A 23321-nucleotide genomic window follows, 5' to 3' on the forward strand; every position below is an offset into this window, starting at 1 on the left:
CTAGCGGGCAGCTAGCAGCCTGGCGCGTTGGCGGTTGTCCGTTAAAGCGAGGCGATCCAGCCGCATCTTTACCTACGGCAGGTTGGTGCAGAGCGTCACCTTCAGAAGCTCCCTTAGCTAGGCGGGTAGTTATGAGTACAACCAGCATCAGTCAGACTAACGCAGTCGGTCCTCCTACCTTCTTTGCAAGGATCAAAGCATCTCCAGGGCAAAGGAATATAAAACCCCTATACGTGCTTTTTGACTAGCCCTGAACTCTCCCTATCCAAGCTAAACGTCCTGTCCAACAGAGCCGCACGCTCAATAATAGGCAAGGGGAACAAGGCGGGAAAGGAGCCTTTTGTCGTTTGCACCGCTGCAAGACTAGCGGAGTTGATCCGTATCCAAGCACCCTATCTCGGACCCAAGCAGTCCCATACATAATACCTACATATTCCACGAGGGCTAGCGGACGGTGAGACTGCCATTAATCTTTGTGGTGGGGGCAGAAGAGAAAATAGGGGGAAATGTCAGGACGAAGCTCGTATTTCCTTTCTGACTTTCGACCTGCACCTGCCCCTGATGGTAAGCCATGATTGCGCGTACGATTGCCAACCCTAGTCCATTGCCGCCTGTTTGCCGGTTACCCAATCGGTAAAAGCGCTCGAAGATTTTGGGAAGGTCCTGCGGATCAATCGTCTTGCCTTGGTTGATCACAGCTACGTGGCCACCAGCGCCGTGTTCTTGAGCTACCAGCTCTATGTACACCGGTGTTTTAGGATTCGCGTGACGAATCGCATTCGATAGCAAATTTGAAAGCGCACGTTGAATCATCAGCTTGTCACCTTCAACTGCAAGGTGACCTTTGACCACCAGCTCGATTTCGTGCGCCTCGGCATAGGCTTCGAACAGGCTACAGACTTTGAGCGCTTCCTGATCAACGTTCACTCGAGTCGGTGAGCGCAGGGGCTCCTGGCTATCCAGTCGAGCCAGTAGCAGCATGTCCTCGACGATCCGACCCAAGCGGTCCAGCTCATCCAACGATTCCTCCAACGCCTGCCGGTATGTCGCCTCATCTCGCTTTCGGCTCAATACCATCTGTGTACGACCTACCAACGTACCTAGAGGGGCACGTAACTCGTGCGCGACGTCGTCTGCGAAGCGATCAAGCTGCTGCACGCCGGCATTGAGCCGCTCCAGCATAGTGTTCAGCGCGGCTGCTAGATCAGCCACTTCCGCAGGCAGGTCGGTGTCATCAAGCCGCAGTGACAGCTGCCGAGTGGTAACGGCGCGTGTAGTACGGCGAAAGCGCCGTAATGGTGCCAGGCCTTGGTAACCTGTCCACCAAGCTGCGGCGCCGATTAGCAGCAGTAAAATTGGTAGGCTTATCAGAGCCGCGCGCAGGAAAGCATCAAGAAGAAAATTATCGCTACTGCGGTCCTGGCTTAGCAGCAGCCGCTGCGCGGGCAAGCCTGGGATTGCCAAGTCTGCCCGAACGGTTAGCAGATCGTGACCGTCGTCGGCATGCCAGGCCATTGTCTGGCCATTCGGCCAATTTCCTTGTCGCAGCTCCTCAGCATAGGCGTGTGAGCCGAGACCATACAGGGGAGCGCCATCGTCGGAAGACAGCACCGTCACAGACAGCTCGTCGTGACCGAGCAGCGCGTCAGCCAACATGTGCTGCCAAGGTGCTCCAGGATCCGTGGGGCGCTCTTCCAAGCTGTGCTGGATTTGTCCCAATTTAGATTGCAGCTGGTCAACTGCGCGCTTATCCAACTCGCGGGCCAAAACGCCGTACACCAGAACCACCAAAACGGTTGCCAAAAGCAAGCCCACGCCTGTAACAATCAGTCCCAGGCGCAAGGCCAGGCTCATGGGTTTCATGACCGCCGCTCCATCACGTAGCCAACACCCCGTACGGTATGGATAAGCGGCTCACCAAAAGGCTCATCGACCTTCATCCGCAGGCGTCGGACAGCGACTTCGACCACGTTGGTGTCGCAGTCGAAATTCATGTCCCAGACTCTTGAGATGATTTCAGTGCGCGAGAGCACCTCGCCTTGGCGCTGCATGAGCAGCTGAAGCAGAGCGAATTCCTTACTGGTCAGGTCAATCCGCTGGTCACCGCGGAAGGCACGATGGCGAAATGGATGCAGCTCAAGATCGGCCAGTTGTAGCGTATCGCTGACCTGCCGCGTATCCCCGCGCCGTAGCAGTGCGCGAATACGGGCAAGCAACTCTGGAAATTCGAACGGTTTAGTCAAGTAGTCGTCAGCACCAGCGTCCAGTCCTCGGACGCGTTCGCTGGTTCGGCTTTGGCCCGTTAGCAGCATCACCCGAGTTTGCTTGCGTCGCCGGAGTAGTTCCAGAACCTCCAGGCCATCCATCGTCGGCAGATTGATGTCCAGCAGGATCAGGTCGTAGTCCTGCTGCAGGGCGAGATGCAAACCATCGATCCCGTTCGCGGCGCGATCGACCACATAGCCATTCTCCGTGAGACCCTGCTGCAGGTAGTCCGCGGCCCGAGCTTCGTCTTCCACTATCAGTAAGCGCATCGTTTTTTGTCGGTCGTGTAGAGAATGTGGCGCAGGCTGAAGCCTGTAGTCGCTAGAGGATCAAGCGAGCAAGCGTGCCGGTATACCTGCACGACAGCAACTTCCTTGCAACTTTGTAATGTTGGCGTCACCGGAGCGATAGGTAGGGCTCCTTAGAGTCGGCTTCCGCTATCGAGCGACGATCCCTTCGGGCGTCGCGCCTTCCGCACAGGAGCCGCCGTCGTGCCGTTACACCCTCGCTGTCGACACTCCATGTCCGCTCGCCTGACGGGCCTGCTTTTCGGGCTAGGTCTCCTACTGGCTGGTGGCCCCATCCAGGCTGCACCGCTCACCTTGGAGCAGGCGCTCGCTCAAGCCCTTCGCGACAGTCCCGACTACCTGGCCGCCCGCCAAGAGACCGCCGCAGCGGTGGGGGCACGCCAGCAGGCCGGTCTCATACCAAATCCAGAGCTGGCCTTCGAGGTAGAGGATACCCGCTCTTCAAGTCAGACCCGCAGCGTAACCCTTACCCAGCCCTTCGAACTGGGAGGCAAGCGCGCCGCGCGGGTTGCGTTGGCGGAGGCTAACGCCGCTGTCGTCGACGCCGAACTCACGGCGCGAAGTTATGCGCTACGGGCGGACATTATCCAAAGCTTTTACGAACTGTTACTCGCCGAAGAGGGAGTACGTCTCGCCGAGCAGTCGCAGGCGTTGGCCCAGCGTAGCCTAGACAGCTCAGCATCGCAGATACGTGCCGGCAAGATCTCGCCGGTATCAGGCACCCGCGCTGAAGTAGAGCAAGTCACCCAGCGGCTGGAGCTGAGACGCGCACTGCAGCAGCGTGACAACGCGCGGGTGAGTCTTGCCCGCCAACTGGGTATCTCCGTGACCGAGCTCGGTGAGCCGGTCGGTGACCTGGATCGTCTGCCCGCACCTCCCGGCGAAGCCCTGCTGCTGCAGGCGATCCGCCAGACACCGGCAATGCTCAAGGCGCGGTGGCAGGTAGCCGCCGGGGATGCCGACGTCGATCTGCAGCGCAGCCAGCGCTATCCGGACGTGCGGGTGAGCCTGGGCAGCCAATACGACGAGCTCGAGGGGGAGCGGGTCAATCTGGTGGGCTTCTCGCTCCCGCTACCGCTCTTCGATCGTAACCAGGGCAACCTGCTCGCGGCCTCCAGTCGCGCCGACCAGGCCCGCGATCTACAGCGAGCGACCGAGCTGCAAGTTCAGGCCGAGACCCTTCAAGCGCTGCGTGACTGGCGCAGCGCATCAGCAGACGTTGATGACCTGCGCAACCGAATATTGCCGGCTGGCCAACGCACCGTCGACGACCTTACGCGTGGATTCTCGCTGGGCCGTTTTGCCCAGCTAGACGTGCTTGAAGCCCAGCGCGCCCTGATTTCGGCCAGGGGGCAGTACCTGCTCTCCCAGCGTGCGCAGATTGAGGCATGGACCCGCCTTGAACGCCTTCACGGCCCGCTCTTCACTTCCCCATGACGCTACAAATCCCGGGACTAAACCGGGTGCGGAGTTCTTGCATGACCATGATTTCATTGAGGCCGAGATTGTTGCTGCTGATCACGGTACTTGGTATCGGGCTGCCCTTTGCCAGGGTTCAGGCGGGTGCCGGCCATGACCATCCAGAATCTTCTGCACCAGTAGCGGCAAAGGTGGCAGACGCCAATGCTGGTACGACCCAACCCCGCACGGATCCTGCCGAAAGCAAAGAGGATCATGAGGCAGTTGAGGGCGCACATGCCGATGGGGAGGAGGGCCATGCCGAAGGTGAAATCGAGCTGACGGAGGAGCAAATTCGTGCGGCCGGCATCGAGACCCAGGTGGTCACGCCGGTGAGCGTCGGCGCCTCCTTGAGTCTCCCCGGCGAGATTCGCTTCGATGAGGATCGCACCGCGCATGTCGTGTCGCGAACCCCCGGCATCATCGAGGAGGTGAAGGCCAATCTCGGGGACCGGGTGCGCAAGGGGCAGGTGCTGGCAGTCATTGCCAGCGAACAGCTGTCCGAGGTGCGCAGCGAGTTGGCGACCGCACAGCAGCGTCTGCAACTGGCGCGCACCCTCTATGCCCGCGAGCAGAGCCTCTGGCAGGAGCGGATCAGTGCCGAGCAGGATCTGCTGCAGGCGCGGCAGACCCTGCAGGAAGCCGAGATCGCCGTCCGCAACGCCCGCCAGAAAGCCCAGGCCCTGGGTGGAGCGGCTTCCGCTCTGGGCGGCAGTCGCTACGAGCTGCGCGCGCCCTTCGACGGCGTGGTAGTGGAGAAGCACCTGGTCCTGGGTGAGCGGGTGGACGAAACCAGCAATCTCTTCACGCTCACCGACCTGTCCCGCGTCTGGGCCACATTCGCCGTTCCCGCACGCGACCTCGATCGAGTGACCGTTGGCCGAACGGTGGAGGTAATCGCAGGAGAGCTGGACAGCCGCACCGAGGGCACCGTGGCGCATGTCGGCAATCTGCTGGGCGAGCAGACCCGGGCGGCGACCGCCCGCGTCACCCTGGCCAATCCGGAGGGCGCCTGGCGCCCGGGTCTGTTTGTCACGGTGCGGCTCGATGACGAGCGACGGGACAAGGTACTGGGCGTGCCCAGTGGCGCCGTGCATGTCGTGGAGGATCGCACCGTGGTGTTCGTCCGGACGGCAGACGGCTTTCAGGCGACACCCGTGGTCACCGGGGTCCGGGACGGTGAGCGCACAGAGATTCGTCAGGGCTTGAGCGCCGGCCAGGTAGTGGCCGACCGCGGCAGCTTCATTCTCAAGTCGGAACTGGGCAAGGGCTCGGCCGAGCACTCCCACTAAGGGCGCATCATGTTCGAACGTATTCTTCGCTTCGCCATCGAGCAGCGCTGGCTGGTGCTGCTCGCCACGCTCGGCATCGCCGCACTCGGGATCTACAGCTATCGCCACCTGCCCATCGATGCGGTGCCAGACATCACCAACGTCCAGGTACAGATCAACGCGGAAGTACCGGGCGCTTCGCCGCTGGAGGTCGAACAGCGGGTCACCTATCCCCTGGAAACGGCCATGGCCGGCTTGCCCGGGCTGGAGCGGACTCGGTCGTTGTCGCGCTCGGGGTTTGCGCAGATCAGTGTCATCTTTGCCGACGGGACTGACCTCTTCTTCGCTCGCCAGCAGGTGAGCGAACGCCTTCAGGGGGCACGCGAAGCCCTGCCAGAGGGTGTGGAGGTCAACATGGGTCCGCTGTCCACGGGGCTTGGGGAGATCTTCCTCTGGACGGTGAAGGCGGCGCCCCAGGTGCGCCGGGCTGACGGCGAAGCCTATACGCTCACCGATCTGCGGGAGATCCAGGACTGGATCGTCAAACCCCAGTTGCGCACCGTACCCGGTGTGGCGGAAGTCAACACCATTGGCGGCTATGCCAAGGAGTATCAGATCGCGCCTGATCCCAAGCGCCTGGCCGGCTATCGCATCACCCTGGAACAACTGGCGGTGGCGCTGGAGCGGAACAATGCCAACGTCGGCGCCGGTTTCATCGAGCGCGCCGGGGAGCAGCTGGTGATCCGGGTACCAGGTCAGCTCGGCTCCGTCGAGGATATCGCCACCATCGTGCTCGCTACCGTGGACGGTACCCCGGTACGGGTCCGGGATGTGGCCACGGTTGGGGTAGGGCAGGAGTTGCGTTCCGGGGCGGCTACCGAAAATGGCGAGGAGGCGGTACTCGGCACCGTCTTCATGCGCGTGGGCGAGAACAGCCGCGAGGTGGCCCTGGCAGTGGCTGAGCGCCTGGCTCAGATCAACCGCAACCTGCCGGAAGGCGTGCAGGCGGTCGCCGTGTACGATCGCACCACGCTGGTGGACAAGGCGATCGCCACGGTACGTAAGAATCTCGTGGAAGGTGCGCTGCTGGTCATCGCCGTGCTCTTCGTCTTCCTCGGCAATCTGCGCGCGGCGCTGATTACGGCGCTGGTGATTCCACTCTCGATGCTCTTCACCTTCAGCGGTATGGCCGCGAATCGGGTCAGCGCCAACCTGATGAGCCTGGGTGCGCTCGACTTCGGCATCATCGTCGATGGCGCCGTGGTGATCGTGGAGAATGCCATCCGCCGGCTGGCTCATGCCCAGGGGCGGCACGGCCGGGTGCTCGACCGCAGGGAGCGGTTCCAGGAAGTGTTCGCCGCCGCCCGCGAGGCGCGAAGACCCCTCATCTTCGGACAGCTGATCATCATGGTGGTCTATCTGCCGGTGTTCGCCCTGACGGGTGTGGAAGGCAAGATGTTCCATCCCATGGCCTTCACCGTGGTGATCGCCCTGCTGGGCGCCATGCTGCTGTCCATCACCTTCGTCCCGGCGGCCGTGGCGCTGTTCGTCACGGGTCGCGTGCAGGAAAAGGACAATCGGCTGATGAGCGCGGCGCGGCGCGGCTATGCCGTCGCGCTGGATGCAGCCATGCGTCGGCGGCCACTGGTCTTCGCCGGCGCTGGCCTGAGCGTGGTGCTGACGGCGCTGCTGGCACTGCGCCTGGGCAGTGAATTCGTGCCCAGCTTGAGCGAAGGTGATTTCGCGCTGCAGGCGCTCAGGGTGCCGGGTACCGGCCTGGGGCAGTCGGTGGACATGCAGCAGCGCCTGGAGCGCTCCATCCTGGATCGGATACCCGAGGTGGAGCGGGTATTCGCGCGTACCGGCACTGCCGAGATCGCCGCGGATCCGATGCCGCCGAATATCTCCGACAGCTATGTGATGCTCAGGCCACAGGCGCAGTGGCCCGATCCAGGCAAGTCGCGCGAGCAGCTGATGGCCGAGCTGGAGGCGGCGGCTGCGCGCGTCCCCGGTAGCAACTACGAGCTGTCGCAACCGATCCAGCTGAGGTTCAACGAGCTGATTTCCGGGGTGCGCAGCGATGTGGCGGTCAAGGTCTTTGGCGATGACATGGCGGTGCTGAACAAGACCGCTGCGGACATTGCCAGGGTGTTGCAGAAGGTCACCGGCGCTGCCGAGGTGAAGGTGGAGCAGACCGGTGGGCTGCCGCTGCTGAGCGTGCAGATCGATCGTGAGCGAGCCGCGCGTTACGGCCTCAATGTCGGTGACATCCAGGATGTGGTCGCAACGGCGCTCGGCGGACGCAAGGCCGGCACGCTCTTCGAGGGTGATCGTCGCTTCGATCTGATGATCCGTCTCCCTGAGACCCTGCGCAGCGATCCGGCGGTATTGGCGCGCCTGCCCATTCCATTGCCAGCGGTGGAAGGCCGCGTCGAGTTCATCCCCCTGGCCGATGTGGCGCGCCTGGAATCGGTACTGGGGCCGAATCAGATCAGCCGTGAAGACGGCAAGCGCCTTGTGATCGTCAGTGCCAATGTGCGTGATCGGGATCTGGGTAGCTTCGTGGCGGATGCCACCGCCGCCATCACGGACCAGATACGCATTCCCGCAGGCTACTGGACCAGTTGGGGCGGCCAATTCGAGCAGTTGCAGGCTGCTGCCGCCCGGCTGCAACTCGTGGTGCCGGTGGCCTTGCTGCTGGTGTTCGTGCTGCTGTTCATGATGTTCGGCAATCTGCGCGACGGCCTCGTGGTGTTTACCGGCATTCCCTTCGCCTTGACGGGCGGAGTGCTGGCGTTGTGGCTACGGGACATTCCCTTGTCGATTTCGGCAGGCGTAGGCTTCATCGCGCTGTCGGGCGTCGCGGTGCTCAATGGCTTGGTGATGGTCTCCTTCATCCGTGGCCTGCTGGAGGAGGGCAAGCCGCTGGACATCGCCGTGCGCGAGGGGGCCCTGGTCCGCCTGCGGCCGGTGCTGATGACCGCGCTGGTGGCCTCGTTGGGCTTCATTCCCATGGCGCTGGCGACGGGCACCGGCGCGGAGGTACAACGCCCGCTGGCAACCGTGGTGATCGGCGGCATCCTGTCCTCCACCGCCCTGACACTGCTGGTCTTGCCTGCGCTCTACCACAGCGTCCTGCGCCGGCGCGAAACTGCAGGCGCAGGATGACGGAATTGTAATGCGCGGCTCATCCTGGCGTCAGCCAAGTCCGTCTAGAGTGATACTCATACCCACGCTACACTCTAGAAGGAAAAAACATCATGACTTTCGTTAAAGCTGCCGTGGCTGCCGCCGTACTCGTCGTTGCAAATATCAGCTTTGCTGCCGATGGCAGCGAGCGTTCTATATCGCAAAATGCAGACTTCCGAGAGAGCCAAGCGGCTCTCAAGCAGCACCGGGAGATGCATGAGACGTTGGCGAAAGAAGGTCGCCAGTCAGACAAAACAGGCAGTGTTCAGGCGACGAACTGACAGCCTGTGGCCATGAGCGATCATAGCATCGCTTATGGCCACGTCTTGCGGCCTCTACTCAGCAAAACTGCTTGGAATGATGTACACATGGCCGGTGGTTGATAACGCTTCCGGTTAAGACCTGACAATGCAAGTTCCTGCGAAGTGGGGTCGATCTCGACTGACTTCTAGCAAGAGGTTCCCGCCTTTTGCGATTTGGCACTGCTGACAAGCGCTTCGATGATCCTGCACTCCGAGATCGTCCCGCCGTGGCAGCACGCTAACAGACGCTGCAGTTCGCCCTCCAATGCCTGCAAATCGGCCAGCCTCAACCGTACCTGCCGCAAGTGTTCCGCAACCAAGCTATCCACGGCATCGCAGGGTGATTGTTGGCGATCTGCCAGGCCGAGTAGCTCGCGCACTTCGTCCAGGCTAAAGCCCAGCGCTCGGGCGCGCCTGATGAATTGCAGCCGATCCCGCTCAACTGGGCCATACAGCCGATAGCCTGACACTGAACGTGTTGAGCTAGGCAGTAAGCCTTCCTTTTCGTAGTAGCGGATGGTGACGGTCTTGGTGTCCGTGGCCTTGGCTAACTGACCGATGGTGTAGGTGCTGACGTTCATGGTGTTGACCTTATAGCGACTATAACCCTCAGCCTAAGGCAAATCCTAAGTGTTGCAGAGAGGGTGCCATGGACAGTTGCTGTGAAAACAAAGCTAGCGAACTCGCTCAGCTACGGAGTCGTCAGAGCCGCGTCCTCTACATTGTGCTAGCGATCAACGCCGTCATGTTCCTGGTTGAGTTCACGGCCGGTTGGTTGGCGGGCTCGACCGCGCTGCTGGGGGACTCGCTGGATATGTTTGGGGACGCCTCGGTCTATGCCCTGACGCTGTTCGTCCTGAACCGTAGCGAACGAGCCCGGGCTGGCGCGGCGCTGGTGAAAGGTGGCTTCATGTTGCTGTTCGGCTTGGTGGTGATCGCAGACGCAGTGCGTAAGCTGATTCTGCAGGAGGCGCCGCTGGCCGACTGGATGGGCATCGTTGGCCTAGCCGCACTCCTAGCCAACACCTACTGCTTCTATCTCCTGTACAGCCATAGAGCGGACGATCTGAACATGAGGTCGACCTGGATTTGCTCACGGAATGACCTGGTGGCCAATGCAAGCGTGGTAGTGGCTGCCGTACTTGTGGCTGTGAGTGGCAGCCTCTGGCCGGACGTCTTGGTCGGCTTGGCTATCGCTGCGCTTTTCCTGCACTCGGCTCGGCAGGTTATTCGTGAGGCCTTGAAAGCCTGGCAGGCGGATTCCGAGCGGACGGTGCCAATTGCAACTCCTGTATCCGCACGCGTTATTAGCGTTGTCACACCGTGCTGCGATAGCGCGCCGCAGGTGGCGGCCGTTAAGCCTGCACAACGCGCCCAAACATCCGGGGGATGCTGTTCTGGTAGCGCCTGTGGCAATCAGCCAAAGTAGAAGAGACGGATTGTGTCGAATCTTGGGCTGTTGCCAATGCATGCCCGGACCACCAAGTGGCATAGCAGCGGTGCTCAGTGCAACGATCTAGGCCGCAGTCTTTGGTCAAATGCACAGAGGTCTCTTCCAATAACCAGTCCATGTTCCTGCTGCAATGCAACAGGACGAGCTAGCGAGCAGGAAATCACTACGGGCCGGTCCTCGCCAGTAATAACTAATCAGGTGACTAAAAAATTATGAAGATTAAAGGCCTTACCTCAGCTATGCAGCGTCTAGCCGTTCTCGCTACGCTGGCTACTGCCTCGTTAGCGCAAGCTGATGCTGGTGAGCTGATTGATGTGTATCGAGACCCCAACTGCGGTTGCTGCTCCAAATGGATTGCCTATCTTCGAGATCACGGCTTTACGGTGAACGACCATTTGGAAGCCAACATGAGTCCGCTAAAGGCCAAGCTGGGAGTACCTGAGAAATTGATGTCGTGCCATACCGGAGTGGTAAACGGAAAATTCGTAGAAGGCCATGTTCCGGTGGAGCAAATCAATGAGCTAGCGAAACGAGAGGACCTCGCAGGCGTAGCCGCGCCGGGCATGCCCATGGGATCGCCGGGTATGGAATACGGGAATCGTAGAAATGCTTATCAGATCGTGGGGGTGAAAAAAACCGGAGAACAGGTAGTCGTAAGCGACTATCCAGCGCAGTAAGGCCGACACACGATCAAGCAGTTTGGTTCGCTTGAGGTTCGGCTTGTGGTAGCAAGAAGGCTCATACAGTGCGGATGCTCTAGGATGTACACGAATAGTAATGTCATTCGGTCTACGGTACGCAGTGTATGTTAGATTGGTAAGGATTTAGGCCTAGGGTAAGAAAGCCTTTCGCTGTGTGTCACTATGAGTTATCGGCAAGAAAGGCTTTAGAAAGGCGACACTTATATTGCTATGTGATCCTTGCCGGTCAGGGTAGGCTAGTTATTTACTTTCCCTGTGTGACTATGGCGCCCATGGCGATAAAAAAAAGGGCGCCATTCGGCGCCCTAAGACGTACATCCCAACCAAAGGAACAAAAGATGTACGTAGAACAGCTGCTTATTTAGAGTATGGAAAGAGGGTATTCGGTTATTATTCTGACTTCATCTAAGTCTGACTCAAACTGGCTCGCGCGGGTTGTGGCCTGCCTCAGTCGAATTGACAAATCTTTTGCAGGGCCGCTTTGCACTACATAACGTGCTTCTATATCACGTTCCCAGCGGCGCTGGTCCGTCAGGGGTAGCCCGCCTTCGTCGCGGCGCATATAAACTGGGTTTGCGTTAGAGTAGTCAGCATTCCAGCCCTTGCCGTAGCGGGTCATTAGGGTTAATCCGGGAATGCCGTATTGAGCAAGGTTTATATCATAGCGCAGTAGTACGGACTGCTCTTCTGGGGAGTTGAAGTCACTGTACTGGATTGAGTTATTTAGATAGATAGAGTCGGACTGTCTCAGGTAGTCAAAGTCATTGTCGCTATTGTTGCGTTGGTAGCTAAGAGTTAGGGAATGTGCTCCAGCCACAATCCCCCCGCTGACACTCCATATATTGGTGGTAAATTCTCCTAGAAGTTTTTTTCCATCATCAATCGATCGGTAATAATTGAAGCCCGCTGTCATGGCTAAGCTATCATTGATAGGGTAGCTTGCTATGGATCCAAAATAGTATTGACGCCAGGCGTCGTCGAGCTTGCTTGTGTAAAGGCTGCTGGTGAGATACTCGTTGATCTTGTAGTCGCCGCCTAAGTACGACAAGTATGATGAGCTCACTTGGCCGCCGTAGAATGTGACGAAATCGCTACCCGTTTCGCTCTCTTGGGGCTGGCTCATCGCGTGTAAGCGTCCACCTTGAATTGTTAAGGCTTCAAGCCTGCTGTTTGTGAGGGTTATGCCTTTGAAGCTTTCTGGCAGAAGCCGAGAACCCCCATAATGTACTACGGGAGTGCTTGGAAACACATCGCCAAATTTGAACTCGGTTTCTAGGAGTTTTACTTTTATAGCACCAAGCAGTTTTGAATATTCATCGGTTGGACTGCCGTTATCGTCTACTGGAAGCAAGTTGACACTGCCGCCTATTCCAGATCGACCTTTGCCACTATCTAAGCGCAAACCAAGGAGACCGACTGCATCTATCCCTACACCCACAGTACCCTGTGTGTATCCTGATTTGAAAAATCCTAGCAGGCCATGCGCCCACGTTTCGGAATAACCATTCCCTGCGGAATTCGCTTGGCCTTTTTTAAAGTCTCTATTGAAATAATAGTTGCGATTTACAATGGAGAAAGAGCTGTCTTCAAAAAAGCCTTGACTGTTTTTTTCTTCTAGAGCAGCGCCTGCCAGTGGTGAAAAAAATAAAGAGGAAAGCAATAGGGGTTTTATAGGGGAGGGCAAGGTGGTTCTCCTAGAAGGTTCGGCAGGTATGAGCTGACGTGTCTTTTCTTATTGAGGGCTTATTTTTCGATAGTTAACCTTTCAAGAAGCTGACTATATCATTACAATTTTGTCATTTTCTAGATTCTCTCGCGCGGCCTGTACAGATTTATAATGATCTAGAGATGCTGCTGATATTTTGTATAATTTTCATTGCGTAACGTTTTCAGTTTGAATCGCTGATCTCTAGTGGCAGAGACTTTGACGTTAAAGAAATGTAAATTTTATGGCTTTTTAATTTTGATGCTTTTGCTTTGCGGAAGAATAATAAGATTGCTATCCGGTAGCTACCATTGTTGCTGTGCTGGGAATAAACAAGCGGGGCATTTGGTCGGGTTGGAGGTTGACTTTAAGTCAGGAGGCTCGGCCTTTGTCGATATCTATTTTAAAGATGATATGAGCTGAAGATATGGTGTTTATTTTGATTTTGGTGTAGATAAATTTGCGCATTTTGCGGTGCGCTGTTTTAGTTTGGAAGATACTTAGAGGCTAGTCGACTAGTGATCGATTTCCAGTAATTACTGGTCGTTCTTATGATTCGGTATAATGCAAAATATTTCATATTTCTACAGTGCGCTTAGTTGTCAAGATAAAGATTTGGGATGTCAGCGTCTGTTCTAAATGCACGCGCATTTTTTCCTAGTTTCCGATGGCAGTGACGCCTCCATGGGCTACATGCTTAACAGCTTCAGCTTCTTGCCTGGAAGCAAAGAGATGAAGATTGTTGGAAGCATAGTTGATGATCTGGAAGTTTGCGAAATTGTAGTTTTGCGTTCATCACTGCGTTAGCTTCTTGGGTTTGTATTGGTCTTCATACCCAAGGGCATGTTATACCGCGCGTATAGCTCAAGGTACTCCATTATGAATCTGGTCAAGCCTGCACTACTTACCTTCGTTTTTTCCTTCTCCACTGTTGCGTTCTCGGAAGGTGGCGCAGGCCGCATGCTCACCCGAATGATGGATTCGCGACAGACAACGCTTAGCAAAATGGCCGAAACAGAGACGGCCTCTGTAGCGGCAAAAATTTCAAAAATTGAAGAATCTTGCTAACGGCGCGGCATCTCCTATGCTTACAAAAATGTAATCGTACCGCTGACGAAGTTGTGACATTGTCCCGTTCACTACCTCCTTCGCACGGCCTCAGTGCCGTCCTTGCCCTCTGGACCCGCGTGTATGGAATCAAGAAGTTCTCGACGTACCTTCGTGAAAGGTCTTGCGGCTGCCGGCATGCTCGGTGGACTAGGTTTATGGCGTACGTCCGGCTGGGCGGCATCTGCCTTACCCGCGCTCAGCACGCTTTCTGGTAAAGAGTTCGACCTGTCAATTGGTGAGATGCCGGTAAACATCACTGGCAAACGTCGCACGGCGATGGCGATTAACGGAGGCTTACCCGGGCCTTTGCTGCGTTGGAAAGAGGGTGACACGGTCACCCTACGAGTGCGTAATAGACTGGATACGACCACGTCCATACATTGGCACGGAATCATCTTGCCGCCCAATATGGACGGCGTACCAGGACTGAGCTTCGCGGGCATCGAGCCAGGCGGTGTGTACGTTTACCAGTTCAAAGTCCAACAGAACGGGACGTACTGGTATCACAGTCACTCGGGCTTTCAGGAGCAGCTGGGGGTGTACGGCCCCTTAGTCATCGAGGCAAAGGAGCCAGAACCTTTCAAGTATGACCGTGAGCATGTGGTGATGCTGACGGACTGGACAGATGAAGATCCGGCTTCGCTGATGCGTACGCTGAAAAAGCAGTCCGACTACTACAACTTCCACAAGCGCACGGTTGGCGACTTCGTCAATGACGTTGCTGATAAGGGCTGGGCCGCTACTCTTGCGGATCGCAAGATGTGGGCCGAGATGAAGATGAACCCTACGGACCTTGCGGATGTAAGCGGGGCGACCTACACCTACCTACTTAATGGCCAAGCGCCCGATATGAATTGGACCGGCTTGTTCCGTCCTGGTGAAAAGCTGCGTCTGCGATTCATCAACGGTTCCGCCATGACCTACTTCGATATCCGTATCCCCGGCCTGAAAATGACCGTAGTAGCTTCGGATGGTTTGTACGTTAAACCAGTTCAGGTCGATGAGCTTCGCATCGCCGTGGCCGAAACCTACGATGTAATAGTCGAGCCCACTGCCGACGCATACACACTCTTCGCTCAATCCATGGATCGTACCGGTTATGCCCGTGGCACCTTGGCCGTAAGAGATGGCTTGGTTGCCCAAGTCCCGCCGCTCGATCCTCGACCACTCGTCACAATGGACGATATGGGTATGGGCGGTATGGATCACGGTAGCATGGGCGCCATGGACCATAGCAGTATGAGCGGCATGGATTCAGGCTCCGGCGACGGTATGCAGGCCATGAGCAGCATGGGAGGCGACCCCATGTCGGCTATGGACCAAAGCAAGATGTCCACCATGCAGGGCATGGACCATAGCGCTATGCCAGGGATGGATCATAGCTCAATGGCTGGAATGGCCGGCATGACGATGCAAGGCCATCCTGCGAGCGAGCAGAGCAACCCGCTGGTCGACATGCAGGCGATGACCCCTACTGCCAAATTAAGTGACCCCGGCCTGGGCCTGCGTAACAACGGGCGCAAGGTGCTCACCTACGCTGACCTTAGGAGTGCTTTCGAAGACCCTGATGGCCGCGAGCCAAGCCGCACCATTGAGCTACATCTGACAGGACACATGGAGAAATTCGCTTGGTCGTTCGACGGCATCAAGTTCTCTGAAGCTCACCCTCTGGTTCTGAAATACGGGGAGCGCGTAAGGATCGTGCTTGTGAACGATACGATGATGACGCACCCAATTCATCTGCACGGAATGTGGAGTGATTTAGAGGACGAGGAGGGCAACTTTCTGGTACGCAAGCACACCATCGATATGCCTCCAGGCTCCAAACGCAGCTATCGCGTGACTGCCGATGCCCTTGGGCGATGGGCCTATCACTGCCATCTGCTGTACCACATGGAGATGGGTATGTTCCGCGAAGTGCGGGTAGAGGAGTGAAGCCAGTGACCGCTATAAATCGACTCCAAGTTTGTTCGCTGCTTGCCATCACCAGCTTCAGCATCGCCCCGGCTATTGCCCTAGCTGCAGAGGCGGGCAGTTCTGGCATGGACCACAGCCAGATGCAGGGGATGGATCATTCCAAGATGCAGGGGATGGACCACAGCCAGATGCAGGGGATGGATCATTCCCAAATGCAGGGGATGGACCACAGCCAGATGCAGGGGATGGATCATTCCCAAATGCAGGGGATGGACCACAGCCAGATGCAGGGGATGGATCATTCCCAAATGCAGGGGATGGCCCACAGCCAGATGCAGGGGATGGATCATTCCCAGATGCAGAGGATGGACCACAGCCAGATGCAGGGGATGGATCATTCCAACATGCAAGGTATGGACTCCGGAATGACTACCATGGCTCCTAGCAAGCCAGAAGCTCTCACCCAAAGCCGCACCCCTATCCCGCCCGTCACTGATGCCAACCGGGCTGCGGTGTATCAAAGTGCTAAAGGTCATACCGTCCATGATGATGCGCTCAACTACTTCCTGTTGTTCGATCAGCTCGAATGGCAGGACGCTAATAATGGCAGTGTCCTGAACTGGGATGTTAACGGCTGGGTCGGCGGTGACATCGACCGGCTGTGGATTCGCTCCGAGGGCGAGCGTACCAACGGCAAAACCGAATCTGCCGAATTACAAGCGCTATGGGGACACTCGATTGGTCCATGGTGGGATGTGGTCGGCGGCGTTCGGCAGGACTTCAAGCCTGGTTCACCGCAGACCTGGGCTGCGTTTGGTCTCCAAGGTTTAGCCTTGTACAACTTCGAAGCCGAAGCGACTGCCTTCCTTGGAGAGGGTGGTCAAACCGCCTTGAGGTTGGAAGGCGATTACGACATTTTGCTGACTAACCGCCTAATATTACAGCCCACAGCTGAAGCCAACTTCTATGGGCACAACGATCCTAAGCGCGGGATTGGCTCTGGCCTGTCCGAGACTGAAGTTGGAGTGCGCTTGAGGTACGAAATTTACCGGGAGTTCGCTCCGTACGTCGGTGTTACCTGGAACCGCTCCTATGGCAATACCGCTGATTTTGCCCGAGAGGAGGGTGAAGATCGCAGCGAAGCCCGTCTGGTGCTGGGCGTGCGTATGTGGTTCTAACTAGGCTTCAAGTTTCATTCCTAACAATTTTAGATTTCATCCCAACGAACGGCCCTTTGGCTGTAGGAGTTCGCATGTTCAATCGTGCACCTTTCGTAATGTTCTTTGCCGCTGGAATGCTGCTCAGTGCCCTGGCTCAAGCCCATCCGAAGCTGGTGTCTTCGACGCCTGCCGAAGGCAGTGAAGGCGCAGCGCCGGCGAAGATAGAACTACATTTCTCTGAAAATCTGGTCACCCAGTTTTCCGGCGCGAAGTTGGTCATGACAGCGATGCCCGGCATGGAGCATTCACCGATGGCGATCAAAGCGGCGGTTTCGGGCGGTGCTGATCCCAAGACTATGGTCATCGCGCCTGCGTCGCCTTTGACGGCCGGTACTTACAAGGTCGATTGGCGGGCAGTGTCATCTGACACACACCCCATCACCGGTAGCGTGACGTTCAAGGTCAAATAACCATGGAAGATCCGTTCAGCGTCGGACTTCGCTTTGCCCTGTATGTCGATTTGATGATGCTGTTCGGGCTGGCGCTCTTTGGCCTCTATAGCTTACGTGGCGCTGAACGCCGCTCGGGCATGGTATTGCCGTTCCTGCCATTGCTGGCTGCAACCGCGCTAGTGGGCCTCTTGCTCTCGGCCGTATCAATTGTGCAAATGGCCAAGGCTATGAGTGGGGCGGCGGAATGGAAGGAGGCCATGCCGCACGTGGAGATGATGGTCGCCGAGACGGAGCTCGGCACCGCCTGGCTCATCCGTATGGTCGCACTTTTGGCCGTTGCTGTGGCTATTGCCTTTAACCCTCGTTGGCCAATGGCGAGCCTATTGGTGGTGTCGCTGCTGGCAGGCGTTGCGCTGGCCACGTTAGCGTGGGCCGGGCACGGTGCTATGGATGAAGGCTCCCGCCGCTTCTTGCACTTTAGTGCAGACATCCTTCACCTGTTGGCCTCCAGTGGCTGGTTCGGTGCACTGGTGGCTTTCGCTCTTATGCTACGGCCCAGCAAAGTAGAAACCTTTGAGTCAATTCAAATCCTGTCACGCACGCTTAGTAGCTTCGAGCGAGCTGGGGCAGTGATTGTGGCGCTGATCGTCTTCACGGGTGTGGTGAATTATCTATTCATCGTTGGACCTCATATCAGTAGCCTGACGAAAAGCACCTATGGCGCTCTACTGCTCGGTAAGTTGGTCCTCTTTACCGGGATGATAGGGTTGGCCTCGGCCAACCGATTTTTCCTTAGTCCGGCATTGGAGCAGGCTGTGCACCAGGGCGACTACACTCGCGCAGCACGGTCCATCCGCTACAGCATGGCGCTAGAGCTTGGCTCCGCTGTTCTGGTGCTGGGTCTGGTTGCCTGGCTTGGCACCCTATCTCCTGAGATGGAAGCAGGAATGTAAGCCTGTCCGAGCCTGCATTTCCACCAGACCGAGATCGCGCCGCTGAGGTTGGAGTATGAAACTACTGGTAGCAGAAGACGAACCCAAGACCGGGATCTATCTGCAGCAGGGCCTCCGAGAGGCTGGCTTCACGGTGGATCGCGTTATAACTGGAACCGATGCCATCGATCAGGTGCAAGCTGTAGCCTATGACCTGTTGATTCTTGATGTGATGATGCCGGGACTCGATGGCTGGGAGGTCGTCAAACGCCTTCGCTCCGCAGGTCAGTCCGTACCGGTGTTGTTTTTGACGGCACGGGATGGGGTAGATGATCGAGTCAAGGGTCTTGAATTAGGTGCTGATGATTACCTGGTCAAGCCGTTTGCCTTTTCCGAGCTGCTCGCACGGGTCAGAACGCTATTGCGGCGCAGCAGCAGTAACTTGCCGGTTCAAACGAATCTTCAAATCGGAGACCTTCAGGTTGACCTACTCAAACGCCGAGCCGCGCGAGGCGGCAATCGAATCGACCTTACGGCCAAAGAGTTTGCCTTGCTGGAGTTGCTTATGCGTCGGCGAGGTGAGGTCCTTTCTAAGTCCCTGATTGCCTCCCAGGTATGGGACATGAATTTTGACAGCGACACCAATGTAATCGAGGTAGCGATTCGGCGGTTAAGGGCCAAGATTGACGATAACTTCGAGGTGAAACTGCTCCACACTTACCGAGGAATGGGCTACATGCTGGAGGCGCAGGACGAAGGATGAGGCCAAGCTCACTCACCTTCCGTTTGAGCCTGTTATTCGTAGTAGCGGTCTCTGCTGTCCTCATTATCGTAGCAATTGCTTTCAACGAGCTGAGCCGTCATCACTTCCGCACTCTGGATGCTCAAGCGCTGGAAGAAAAGTTGGAAGCGATCGCCCAGATTGCTAAGGAGCCTGGCGCAAATTCGGACCAGCTCAAGATTCGCTGGCATACCCTCCTAGGAGCACATTCCGACCTCAGTGCGGTCTTTCTGAAGGCTGACGGAAGCCTCTTTTTCGCAGAGCCTCCCCAATCATCAGCGCCGTCCCTTGCGCAGGCGATCGAGCACGACGGCGTGTGGGAGTGGAAAAGCGATGGACATATGTTCAGGGCTTTAAGGGCGCCACTCTCGGTGCCAGATAGCAGCTCTCCGCTGACCGCGTGGCTGGTCTTGGACGTAACGACACATATGCACTTCTTTGCCATGCTGGAGCGCTGGTTCTGGGGTGTTCTGATAGCCAGCACCGTGCTGAGCGCCGCACTTGGTTGGCTGGTTGCCAAGAACGGGCTGCGTCCGGTGGCCCAGGTGACTCAGACAGCTGCCTCGATGTCCGCAGGATCTTTAAAGCAACGTATTCCTTTGGAGCCAGTGCCCGATGAGTTGCGAGAGCTCATTACCGCCTTCAATTCCATGCTCGGTCGCCTGGATGATTCGTTTATGCGTCTCTCGAATTTCTCTGCCGACATCGCGCACGAGCTTCGCACCCCGATCAGCAATTTGCGGACGCATACCGAGGTGATCCTTGCCAAGAAGCGGGATTCGGACGTGTACGAGGAGAACCTGACTTCCAATCTGGAAGAGCTCAATCGTCTATCGGGAATCATCGATGGCATGCTGTTCCTGGCCAAGTCCGACAACGGGTTGGTCGTGCCTGAACCGGTAGAACTCCACCTAGAGAAAGTAATTAGCAAGCTGTTCGGCTATTACGAGTTTCTCGCGGAGGACAAGGGTATTCAGTTGCGGGCGTCAGGAAGCGCCTTGATCTTCGCAGACAGCGTGATGATAGATCGGGTCGTGTCGAACCTGCTGTCCAATGCCTTGCGTTACACCCCGCCAGGGGAAACTATCGAAGTAATCATCCAGGACTACGATGAACGGGTGGAGGTGCGAGTTGAGAACCCAGGCCCTGTAATAGCACCTGAGCATCTGAACCGAATCTTTGACCGGTTCTATCGGGCTGACCCGGCGCGTCGAGAGGGGGCCGGGAACGCAGGACTAGGGCTGTCGATTGCCCGTTCCTTGATGCAGGCCCATGGCGGCGCTATTTCGTGTATTTCCGAGGAAGACCGGACGGCATTCATTCTGACCTTCTTACGGCATGCTGACCGAAGCCAACCTGAAGCCTCGGCTTTTTAGCATCTATAGGTGCTGCAAACGGGAGACGCATAATAAGGCGTAGAGCGGAAGCGCGTGGCGTTGGATTCCCATCATAAATCAGCGCTGACGAATTCTAGGCGATACAACGCTACATCATAGTAGAAATGTCAGCATGAACCGACCGAGATAGCTGTGTCGGTCCCTTCTGCAAGAGGTGATAGAGAGTAGATCTGGGAAGGGGTCAAGCCACCAGGTCTATCAGGTACAGAGCGGTCAAATGCCCTGGGTAAAACCAGTAGCTCCACCGACGCACTGGCCAGATCTTGAAGTCGTAGGAGCGACTTAGCAGCCAAAGCCCGAGTCCAGGGGCGACGAAAGCTACCAGCAGAGTAAGCGCGGCGAATACTGGCAAATCCCATTCCTCCACCCAGCGATTGCGACCGTTGGCTAGCACGCAGAGCGCGGCAGGAAGGAGCCACAGCAGGCCTGGCCGGCGTATGGCAAGCAGCAGGGCCGCAGGTAGCAGTGCGCCAAAGACGCCATACATCAGCCGTTCGCGAATGAGCACCGCCACACTGACGCTAACCAATACCAGCAACAGTCCGTCGCGACCGCGATGGTGGACTCCCCAGACAATCAGCAATCCCAGCATCAGCGAGTACATGACGTTGAGCGTGCCGCTGTCGTCAGACAGCAGTCGATAAGGAAGCTCGGAAAAGACGGCGAACACCGTCATCCTGATGAGATAGCGCGCGTTGCGTTCGGTATAGAGCTCGCCAGCCGGCGAGCGCGCGATGTTCGCAGCGATACCCAGACAGAACAGCGGAAAGGCCAAGCGGCCTAGGATGAACAGCCATTCAGCGTTAGGCCAGAGATAGCGTAGATGATCCAACACCATGGTAAAGATCGCGAGCCACTTGATTAGATCCAGGCCCTTGTCTCGGTCGTGTTCTGTCACCCCAGCCATCCCAGCGTCAGTCGGATGAGCACCAGATAACGAGCGGCTTTGGCCAATGTGATGAGCACCAGAAAGCACCAGAAGGGCTCATGCAGAATCCCCGCTACCACGGTAATCGGATCGCCGATGATAGGCACCCAGCTGAACAACAGCGAACCACGACCATAGCGCTCAACCGAGCGGCCAAGCCACCAGTTCACGACTGAACCCAATACATTGCCCGCCGTTGCGATCATTAGTAGTGCCCAGGTCTGATACCGCTCCGTGGCCAGCCTCTTAGGGGCTGGTTATCGACTATTGCCTAAGGCAGGAGATAGCAGTTGCTGTAGTCAAGCAGGTCCTGAACATATCGGCGCTCGGGATGCACTGACTCTGCGACTACTGCGAGTTTTCCATCCTTCCTCATCTCACGCATTACGACGTTGCGACGGATAGGCACATAGGCCTCCAGCATGCGGCCATATACATGGAGAAGAGGCGATCGCTATTGAGGTCTCTGCCATAGAAGCGACTGAATCGCTTCAGATCATTGACGAGGTGGCCAGCGATTCCGTAATGGGTCGTCTCGTTGTTCCCATCAAAGCCGCGAAACACCACATTGTGACCATTTGGAACAACCCTGATTTCTGCTTGATCGTCAGGGCTCAGGCCTTCGACTCCACGCTCGATGAAGTCGAACATGTCCAAGACGTTGATGACGTCTTTTACCTCTACCGGTAGATCTTCATTTTCGAATGACATGCTGTATTCAAAAGGAAGCATCCAGGCTGAATCGTACCCAATGGCCTTTGCGACTAGCTTAAGATCGAAATGGGTATCCGCTCCCAGCTTTTCGGCAATATCGGCCAGCATCAAAATGATCAGCTTTTGCTCATTGGTTGGTTTCATATCCATTCACTAGACGGGTACCGCGCCCTGGATTGGAGCCTAGCATCCGAATTGAACATTCGCTTTTGTCGAGCGACATCTGTTGACGGTGCTGGTCGACCACCCCAGCAGCCTGGCCGTCCCCCGCACAGACATCCCCCCGGCCAAGCATTCGCTAATCCGCGCGTGTAACTGCTCATCCCTCGGCCGCCCTTTGTAGACTCCCGCCGCCTTTGCCTTGGGCGGGACAGCCTGTCTAGCGCTTCCAACAGCAGCACGTCCCCCGGCTCGGCATCAGCCAGCAGGCGAAGCAGTTCGCGACGCTCCAGCAGTGTGCCTGAGGCGTTCTCGACGTAGGTGGCGGCGATCCGGGCGCCGTGCTCCGTGGAAGGCGCTCAAGGCCTCCCGTGCGCGGGTGGCGTCCTGATCGTCTGTCGAGGCGCGAACGAACATGGCGGGGCTCCTGTAGTCGTTTGGAGTATCGAAATATGTCTGTAGTCGTTTGGGTTTGTTTGGCTACTTTTCGCTACGGCTAGAACCGTGCTGAAAGATGTAGCGCTTGAGGTATACCTTAAACGAACACTAGCTTCGACGGCTTGGGCTGATGAAGGATGGTCGCTTTCACTTGGCGGCACTGGTAGCTAACATCGTGTGCGCAGTCAGCAGAGGTTGTTGTGCCAGTAGACCAGACATGGAAGAAGAACCACCTGATAGATCATCCTGCGGGTGGCCAGGTGTTCGGGGTGATTCCCGCCATCGCTCCCTTGCAGCTCCAAGAGGCATTTGTGTACCTGCGTATGGGGGAGCACAGAGCGCTAAGAGGATCAGCACCGAGCGGTTTCGGCGTGCGTCATATATGGGAAGGCAAGCAGAACGATCTTTTCAGGCACGGATGTCTTTGTATCGATGACGTACCAGCGTTCATTGCTAGCCTCATCGTGCTAGGTGCTGAGCTCTATCACGATCGCAGTCACGCAATGGCGCACAAGAAAAGGGTCACTATGCTCCGAGCGATCGAGGGCACTCTGGTCTTGGAGCCGATCCATGACAGGCAGTTGGGAAGTATGTACTCGGTCGTCACTTGGACTCCAAGACGAACCCCTAGAGGCGTGTTGGTAGGCACCATCCAGAGGTCTTTTTGAGCACAAAAAAAAG

At 57.0% G+C, this 23321-nt stretch carries 20 protein-coding genes and 1 pseudogene; 13 read left to right on the plus strand and 8 right to left on the minus strand.

Annotation, left to right across the window (positions count from 1 at the left end):
• Positions 1-444: 444 nt before the first annotated feature.
• Positions 445-1863, minus strand: a complete 1419-nt coding sequence (locus tag BMZ43_RS18525) for a heavy metal sensor histidine kinase (RefSeq protein WP_093255615.1) — start codon at positions 1861-1863, stop codon at positions 445-447.
• Entirely contained in the window at positions 1860-2534 is a 675-nt protein-coding gene (locus BMZ43_RS18530) for a heavy metal response regulator transcription factor (RefSeq protein ID WP_027597896.1), read from the minus strand. The genes BMZ43_RS18525 and BMZ43_RS18530 overlap by 4 nt, the downstream gene beginning before the upstream one ends.
• Before the next feature lie 252 nt (positions 2535-2786).
• Between BMZ43_RS18530 and BMZ43_RS18535 the strand changes: the two genes are divergently transcribed.
• The 4 genes from BMZ43_RS18535 to BMZ43_RS18550 all read left to right on the plus strand — a co-directional run bounded on the left by BMZ43_RS18535 (position 2787) and on the right by BMZ43_RS18550 (position 8772).
• Positions 2787-4010 (plus strand): TolC family protein, encoded by a 1224-nt coding sequence (locus tag BMZ43_RS18535; RefSeq protein WP_093255619.1) that lies wholly within the window; start codon positions 2787-2789, stop codon positions 4008-4010.
• A 41-nt stretch (positions 4011-4051) separates the two neighbouring features.
• Positions 4052-5323, plus strand: coding sequence for an efflux RND transporter periplasmic adaptor subunit (locus BMZ43_RS18540; RefSeq protein WP_093255622.1), 1272 nt, complete (start codon positions 4052-4054; stop codon positions 5321-5323).
• Positions 5324-5332: 9 nt separating this feature from the next.
• Positions 5333-8470, plus strand: a complete 3138-nt coding sequence (locus BMZ43_RS18545) for a CusA/CzcA family heavy metal efflux RND transporter (protein ID WP_093255625.1) — start codon at positions 5333-5335, stop codon at positions 8468-8470.
• Positions 8471-8562: 92 nt separating this feature from the next.
• Entirely contained in the window at positions 8563-8772 is a 210-nt protein-coding gene (locus BMZ43_RS18550) for a hypothetical protein (RefSeq protein WP_093255628.1), read from the plus strand.
• Positions 8773-8939: 167 nt separating this feature from the next.
• On the opposite strand, the gene BMZ43_RS18555 is transcribed toward BMZ43_RS18550, so the two are convergent.
• Positions 8940-9374, minus strand: a complete 435-nt coding sequence (locus tag BMZ43_RS18555) for a MerR family transcriptional regulator (protein WP_093255631.1) — start codon at positions 9372-9374, stop codon at positions 8940-8942.
• A gap of 68 nt (positions 9375-9442) precedes the next feature.
• Between BMZ43_RS18555 and BMZ43_RS18560 the strand changes: the two genes are divergently transcribed.
• Both BMZ43_RS18560 and BMZ43_RS18565 read left to right on the plus strand, forming a co-directional pair.
• Positions 9443-10222, plus strand: coding sequence for a cation diffusion facilitator family transporter (locus BMZ43_RS18560; protein ID WP_093255633.1), 780 nt, complete (start codon positions 9443-9445; stop codon positions 10220-10222).
• A 236-nt stretch (positions 10223-10458) separates the two neighbouring features.
• Positions 10459-10923, plus strand: coding sequence for a DUF411 domain-containing protein (locus BMZ43_RS18565; RefSeq protein ID WP_093255635.1), 465 nt, complete (start codon positions 10459-10461; stop codon positions 10921-10923).
• 385 nt (positions 10924-11308) lie between these two features.
• Here BMZ43_RS18565 and BMZ43_RS18570 read toward each other — a convergent pair whose 3' ends face one another.
• The gene (locus BMZ43_RS18570; RefSeq protein ID WP_371913889.1) at positions 11309-12580 is read right to left on the minus strand and encodes an OprD family porin; all 1272 of its coding nucleotides are present in this window, start codon (positions 12578-12580) and stop codon (positions 11309-11311) included.
• A 951-nt stretch (positions 12581-13531) separates the two neighbouring features.
• On the opposite strand from BMZ43_RS18570, the gene BMZ43_RS18575 reads away from it, so the two are divergent.
• The 7 genes from BMZ43_RS18575 to BMZ43_RS18605 all read left to right on the plus strand — a co-directional run bounded on the left by BMZ43_RS18575 (position 13532) and on the right by BMZ43_RS18605 (position 20380).
• Positions 13532-13720, plus strand: coding sequence for a co-regulatory protein PtrA N-terminal domain-containing protein (locus tag BMZ43_RS18575; RefSeq protein WP_093255637.1), 189 nt, complete (start codon positions 13532-13534; stop codon positions 13718-13720).
• A 123-nt stretch (positions 13721-13843) separates the two neighbouring features.
• On the plus strand, positions 13844-15697 hold the full coding sequence (locus tag BMZ43_RS18580; RefSeq protein WP_093255639.1) for a copper resistance system multicopper oxidase: 1854 nt from the start codon (positions 13844-13846) through the stop codon (positions 15695-15697).
• Positions 15698-15987: 290 nt separating this feature from the next.
• Positions 15988-16857 (plus strand): copper resistance protein B, encoded by an 870-nt coding sequence (locus BMZ43_RS18585; protein ID WP_305881735.1) that lies wholly within the window; start codon positions 15988-15990, stop codon positions 16855-16857.
• 74 nt (positions 16858-16931) lie between these two features.
• Positions 16932-17309 carry a copper resistance system chaperone CopC gene (gene copC / locus BMZ43_RS18590; protein ID WP_093255641.1) on the plus strand — a complete coding sequence of 126 codons (378 nt, stop codon included), beginning with the start codon at positions 16932-16934 and terminating at the stop codon, positions 17307-17309.
• Between the two features lie 2 nt (positions 17310-17311).
• Entirely contained in the window at positions 17312-18244 is a 933-nt protein-coding gene (copD, locus tag BMZ43_RS18595) for a copper homeostasis membrane protein CopD (protein WP_093255643.1), read from the plus strand.
• A gap of 55 nt (positions 18245-18299) precedes the next feature.
• Positions 18300-18986, plus strand: a complete 687-nt coding sequence (locus BMZ43_RS18600) for a heavy metal response regulator transcription factor (protein ID WP_093255646.1) — start codon at positions 18300-18302, stop codon at positions 18984-18986.
• A complete protein-coding gene (locus BMZ43_RS18605; RefSeq protein ID WP_093255649.1) occupies positions 18983-20380 on the plus strand; it encodes a heavy metal sensor histidine kinase in 1398 nt (465 codons plus the stop codon). The genes BMZ43_RS18600 and BMZ43_RS18605 overlap by 4 nt, the downstream gene beginning before the upstream one ends.
• A 202-nt stretch (positions 20381-20582) precedes the next feature.
• On the opposite strand, the gene BMZ43_RS18610 is transcribed toward BMZ43_RS18605, so the two are convergent.
• The 4 genes and pseudogenes from BMZ43_RS18610 to BMZ43_RS18625 form a co-directional block, all read right to left on the minus strand.
• On the minus strand, positions 20583-21299 hold the full coding sequence (locus BMZ43_RS18610) for a TraX family protein (RefSeq protein WP_256563028.1): 717 nt from the start codon (positions 21297-21299) through the stop codon (positions 20583-20585).
• Positions 21296-21571, minus strand: a pseudogene (locus tag BMZ43_RS18615) (YqaA family protein); the annotation flags it as partial. The pseudogene BMZ43_RS18615 and the gene BMZ43_RS18610, both read right to left, overlap by 4 nt.
• A gap of 142 nt (positions 21572-21713) precedes the next feature.
• Positions 21714-22187 (minus strand): YfbU family protein, encoded by a 474-nt coding sequence (locus BMZ43_RS18620; RefSeq protein WP_177344830.1) that lies wholly within the window; start codon positions 22185-22187, stop codon positions 21714-21716.
• The gene (locus tag BMZ43_RS18625; RefSeq protein WP_371913890.1) at positions 22184-22534 is read right to left on the minus strand and encodes a recombinase family protein; all 351 of its coding nucleotides are present in this window, start codon (positions 22532-22534) and stop codon (positions 22184-22186) included. Before BMZ43_RS18625 ends, BMZ43_RS18620 begins: the two co-directional genes overlap by 4 nt.
• Positions 22535-23321: the final 787 nt, after the last annotated feature.

Source organism: Pseudomonas sp. Snoq117.2 (assembly GCF_900110545.1).
Lineage (GTDB): Bacteria > Pseudomonadota > Gammaproteobacteria > Pseudomonadales > Pseudomonadaceae > Chryseomonas > Chryseomonas benzopyrenica.

Excerpts from the sequence above, each read along its gene's own strand:
- BMZ43_RS18600 (WP_093255646.1), top strand. The coding sequence starts at position 18,300 with ATGAAACTACTGGTAGCAGAAGACGAACCCAAGACCGGGATCTATCTG.
- BMZ43_RS18585 (WP_305881735.1), top strand. The coding sequence starts at position 15,988 with ATGCAGGGGATGGCCCACAGCCAGATGCAGGGGATGGATCATTCCCAG.
- BMZ43_RS18560 (WP_093255633.1), top strand. The coding sequence starts at position 9,443 with ATGGACAGTTGCTGTGAAAACAAAGCTAGCGAACTCGCTCAGCTACGG.
- BMZ43_RS18550 (WP_093255628.1), top strand. The coding sequence starts at position 8,563 with ATGACTTTCGTTAAAGCTGCCGTGGCTGCCGCCGTACTCGTCGTTGCA.
- BMZ43_RS18540 (WP_093255622.1), top strand. The coding sequence starts at position 4,052 with ATGACCATGATTTCATTGAGGCCGAGATTGTTGCTGCTGATCACGGTA.
- BMZ43_RS18530 (WP_027597896.1), bottom strand. The coding sequence starts at position 2,534 with ATGCGCTTACTGATAGTGGAAGACGAAGCTCGGGCCGCGGACTACCTG.
- BMZ43_RS18580 (WP_093255639.1), top strand. The coding sequence starts at position 13,844 with ATGGAATCAAGAAGTTCTCGACGTACCTTCGTGAAAGGTCTTGCGGCT.
- BMZ43_RS18620 (WP_177344830.1), bottom strand. The coding sequence starts at position 22,187 with ATGAAACCAACCAATGAGCAAAAGCTGATCATTTTGATGCTGGCCGAT.
- BMZ43_RS18575 (WP_093255637.1), top strand. The coding sequence starts at position 13,532 with ATGAATCTGGTCAAGCCTGCACTACTTACCTTCGTTTTTTCCTTCTCC.
- BMZ43_RS18525 (WP_093255615.1), bottom strand. The coding sequence starts at position 1,863 with ATGAAACCCATGAGCCTGGCCTTGCGCCTGGGACTGATTGTTACAGGC.
- copD (WP_093255643.1), top strand. The coding sequence starts at position 17,312 with ATGGAAGATCCGTTCAGCGTCGGACTTCGCTTTGCCCTGTATGTCGAT.
- BMZ43_RS18555 (WP_093255631.1), bottom strand. The coding sequence starts at position 9,374 with ATGAACGTCAGCACCTACACCATCGGTCAGTTAGCCAAGGCCACGGAC.
- BMZ43_RS18605 (WP_093255649.1), top strand. The coding sequence starts at position 18,983 with ATGAGGCCAAGCTCACTCACCTTCCGTTTGAGCCTGTTATTCGTAGTA.
- BMZ43_RS18545 (WP_093255625.1), top strand. The coding sequence starts at position 5,333 with ATGTTCGAACGTATTCTTCGCTTCGCCATCGAGCAGCGCTGGCTGGTG.
- BMZ43_RS18535 (WP_093255619.1), top strand. The coding sequence starts at position 2,787 with ATGTCCGCTCGCCTGACGGGCCTGCTTTTCGGGCTAGGTCTCCTACTG.
- BMZ43_RS18565 (WP_093255635.1), top strand. The coding sequence starts at position 10,459 with ATGAAGATTAAAGGCCTTACCTCAGCTATGCAGCGTCTAGCCGTTCTC.
- copC (WP_093255641.1), top strand. The coding sequence starts at position 16,932 with ATGTTCAATCGTGCACCTTTCGTAATGTTCTTTGCCGCTGGAATGCTG.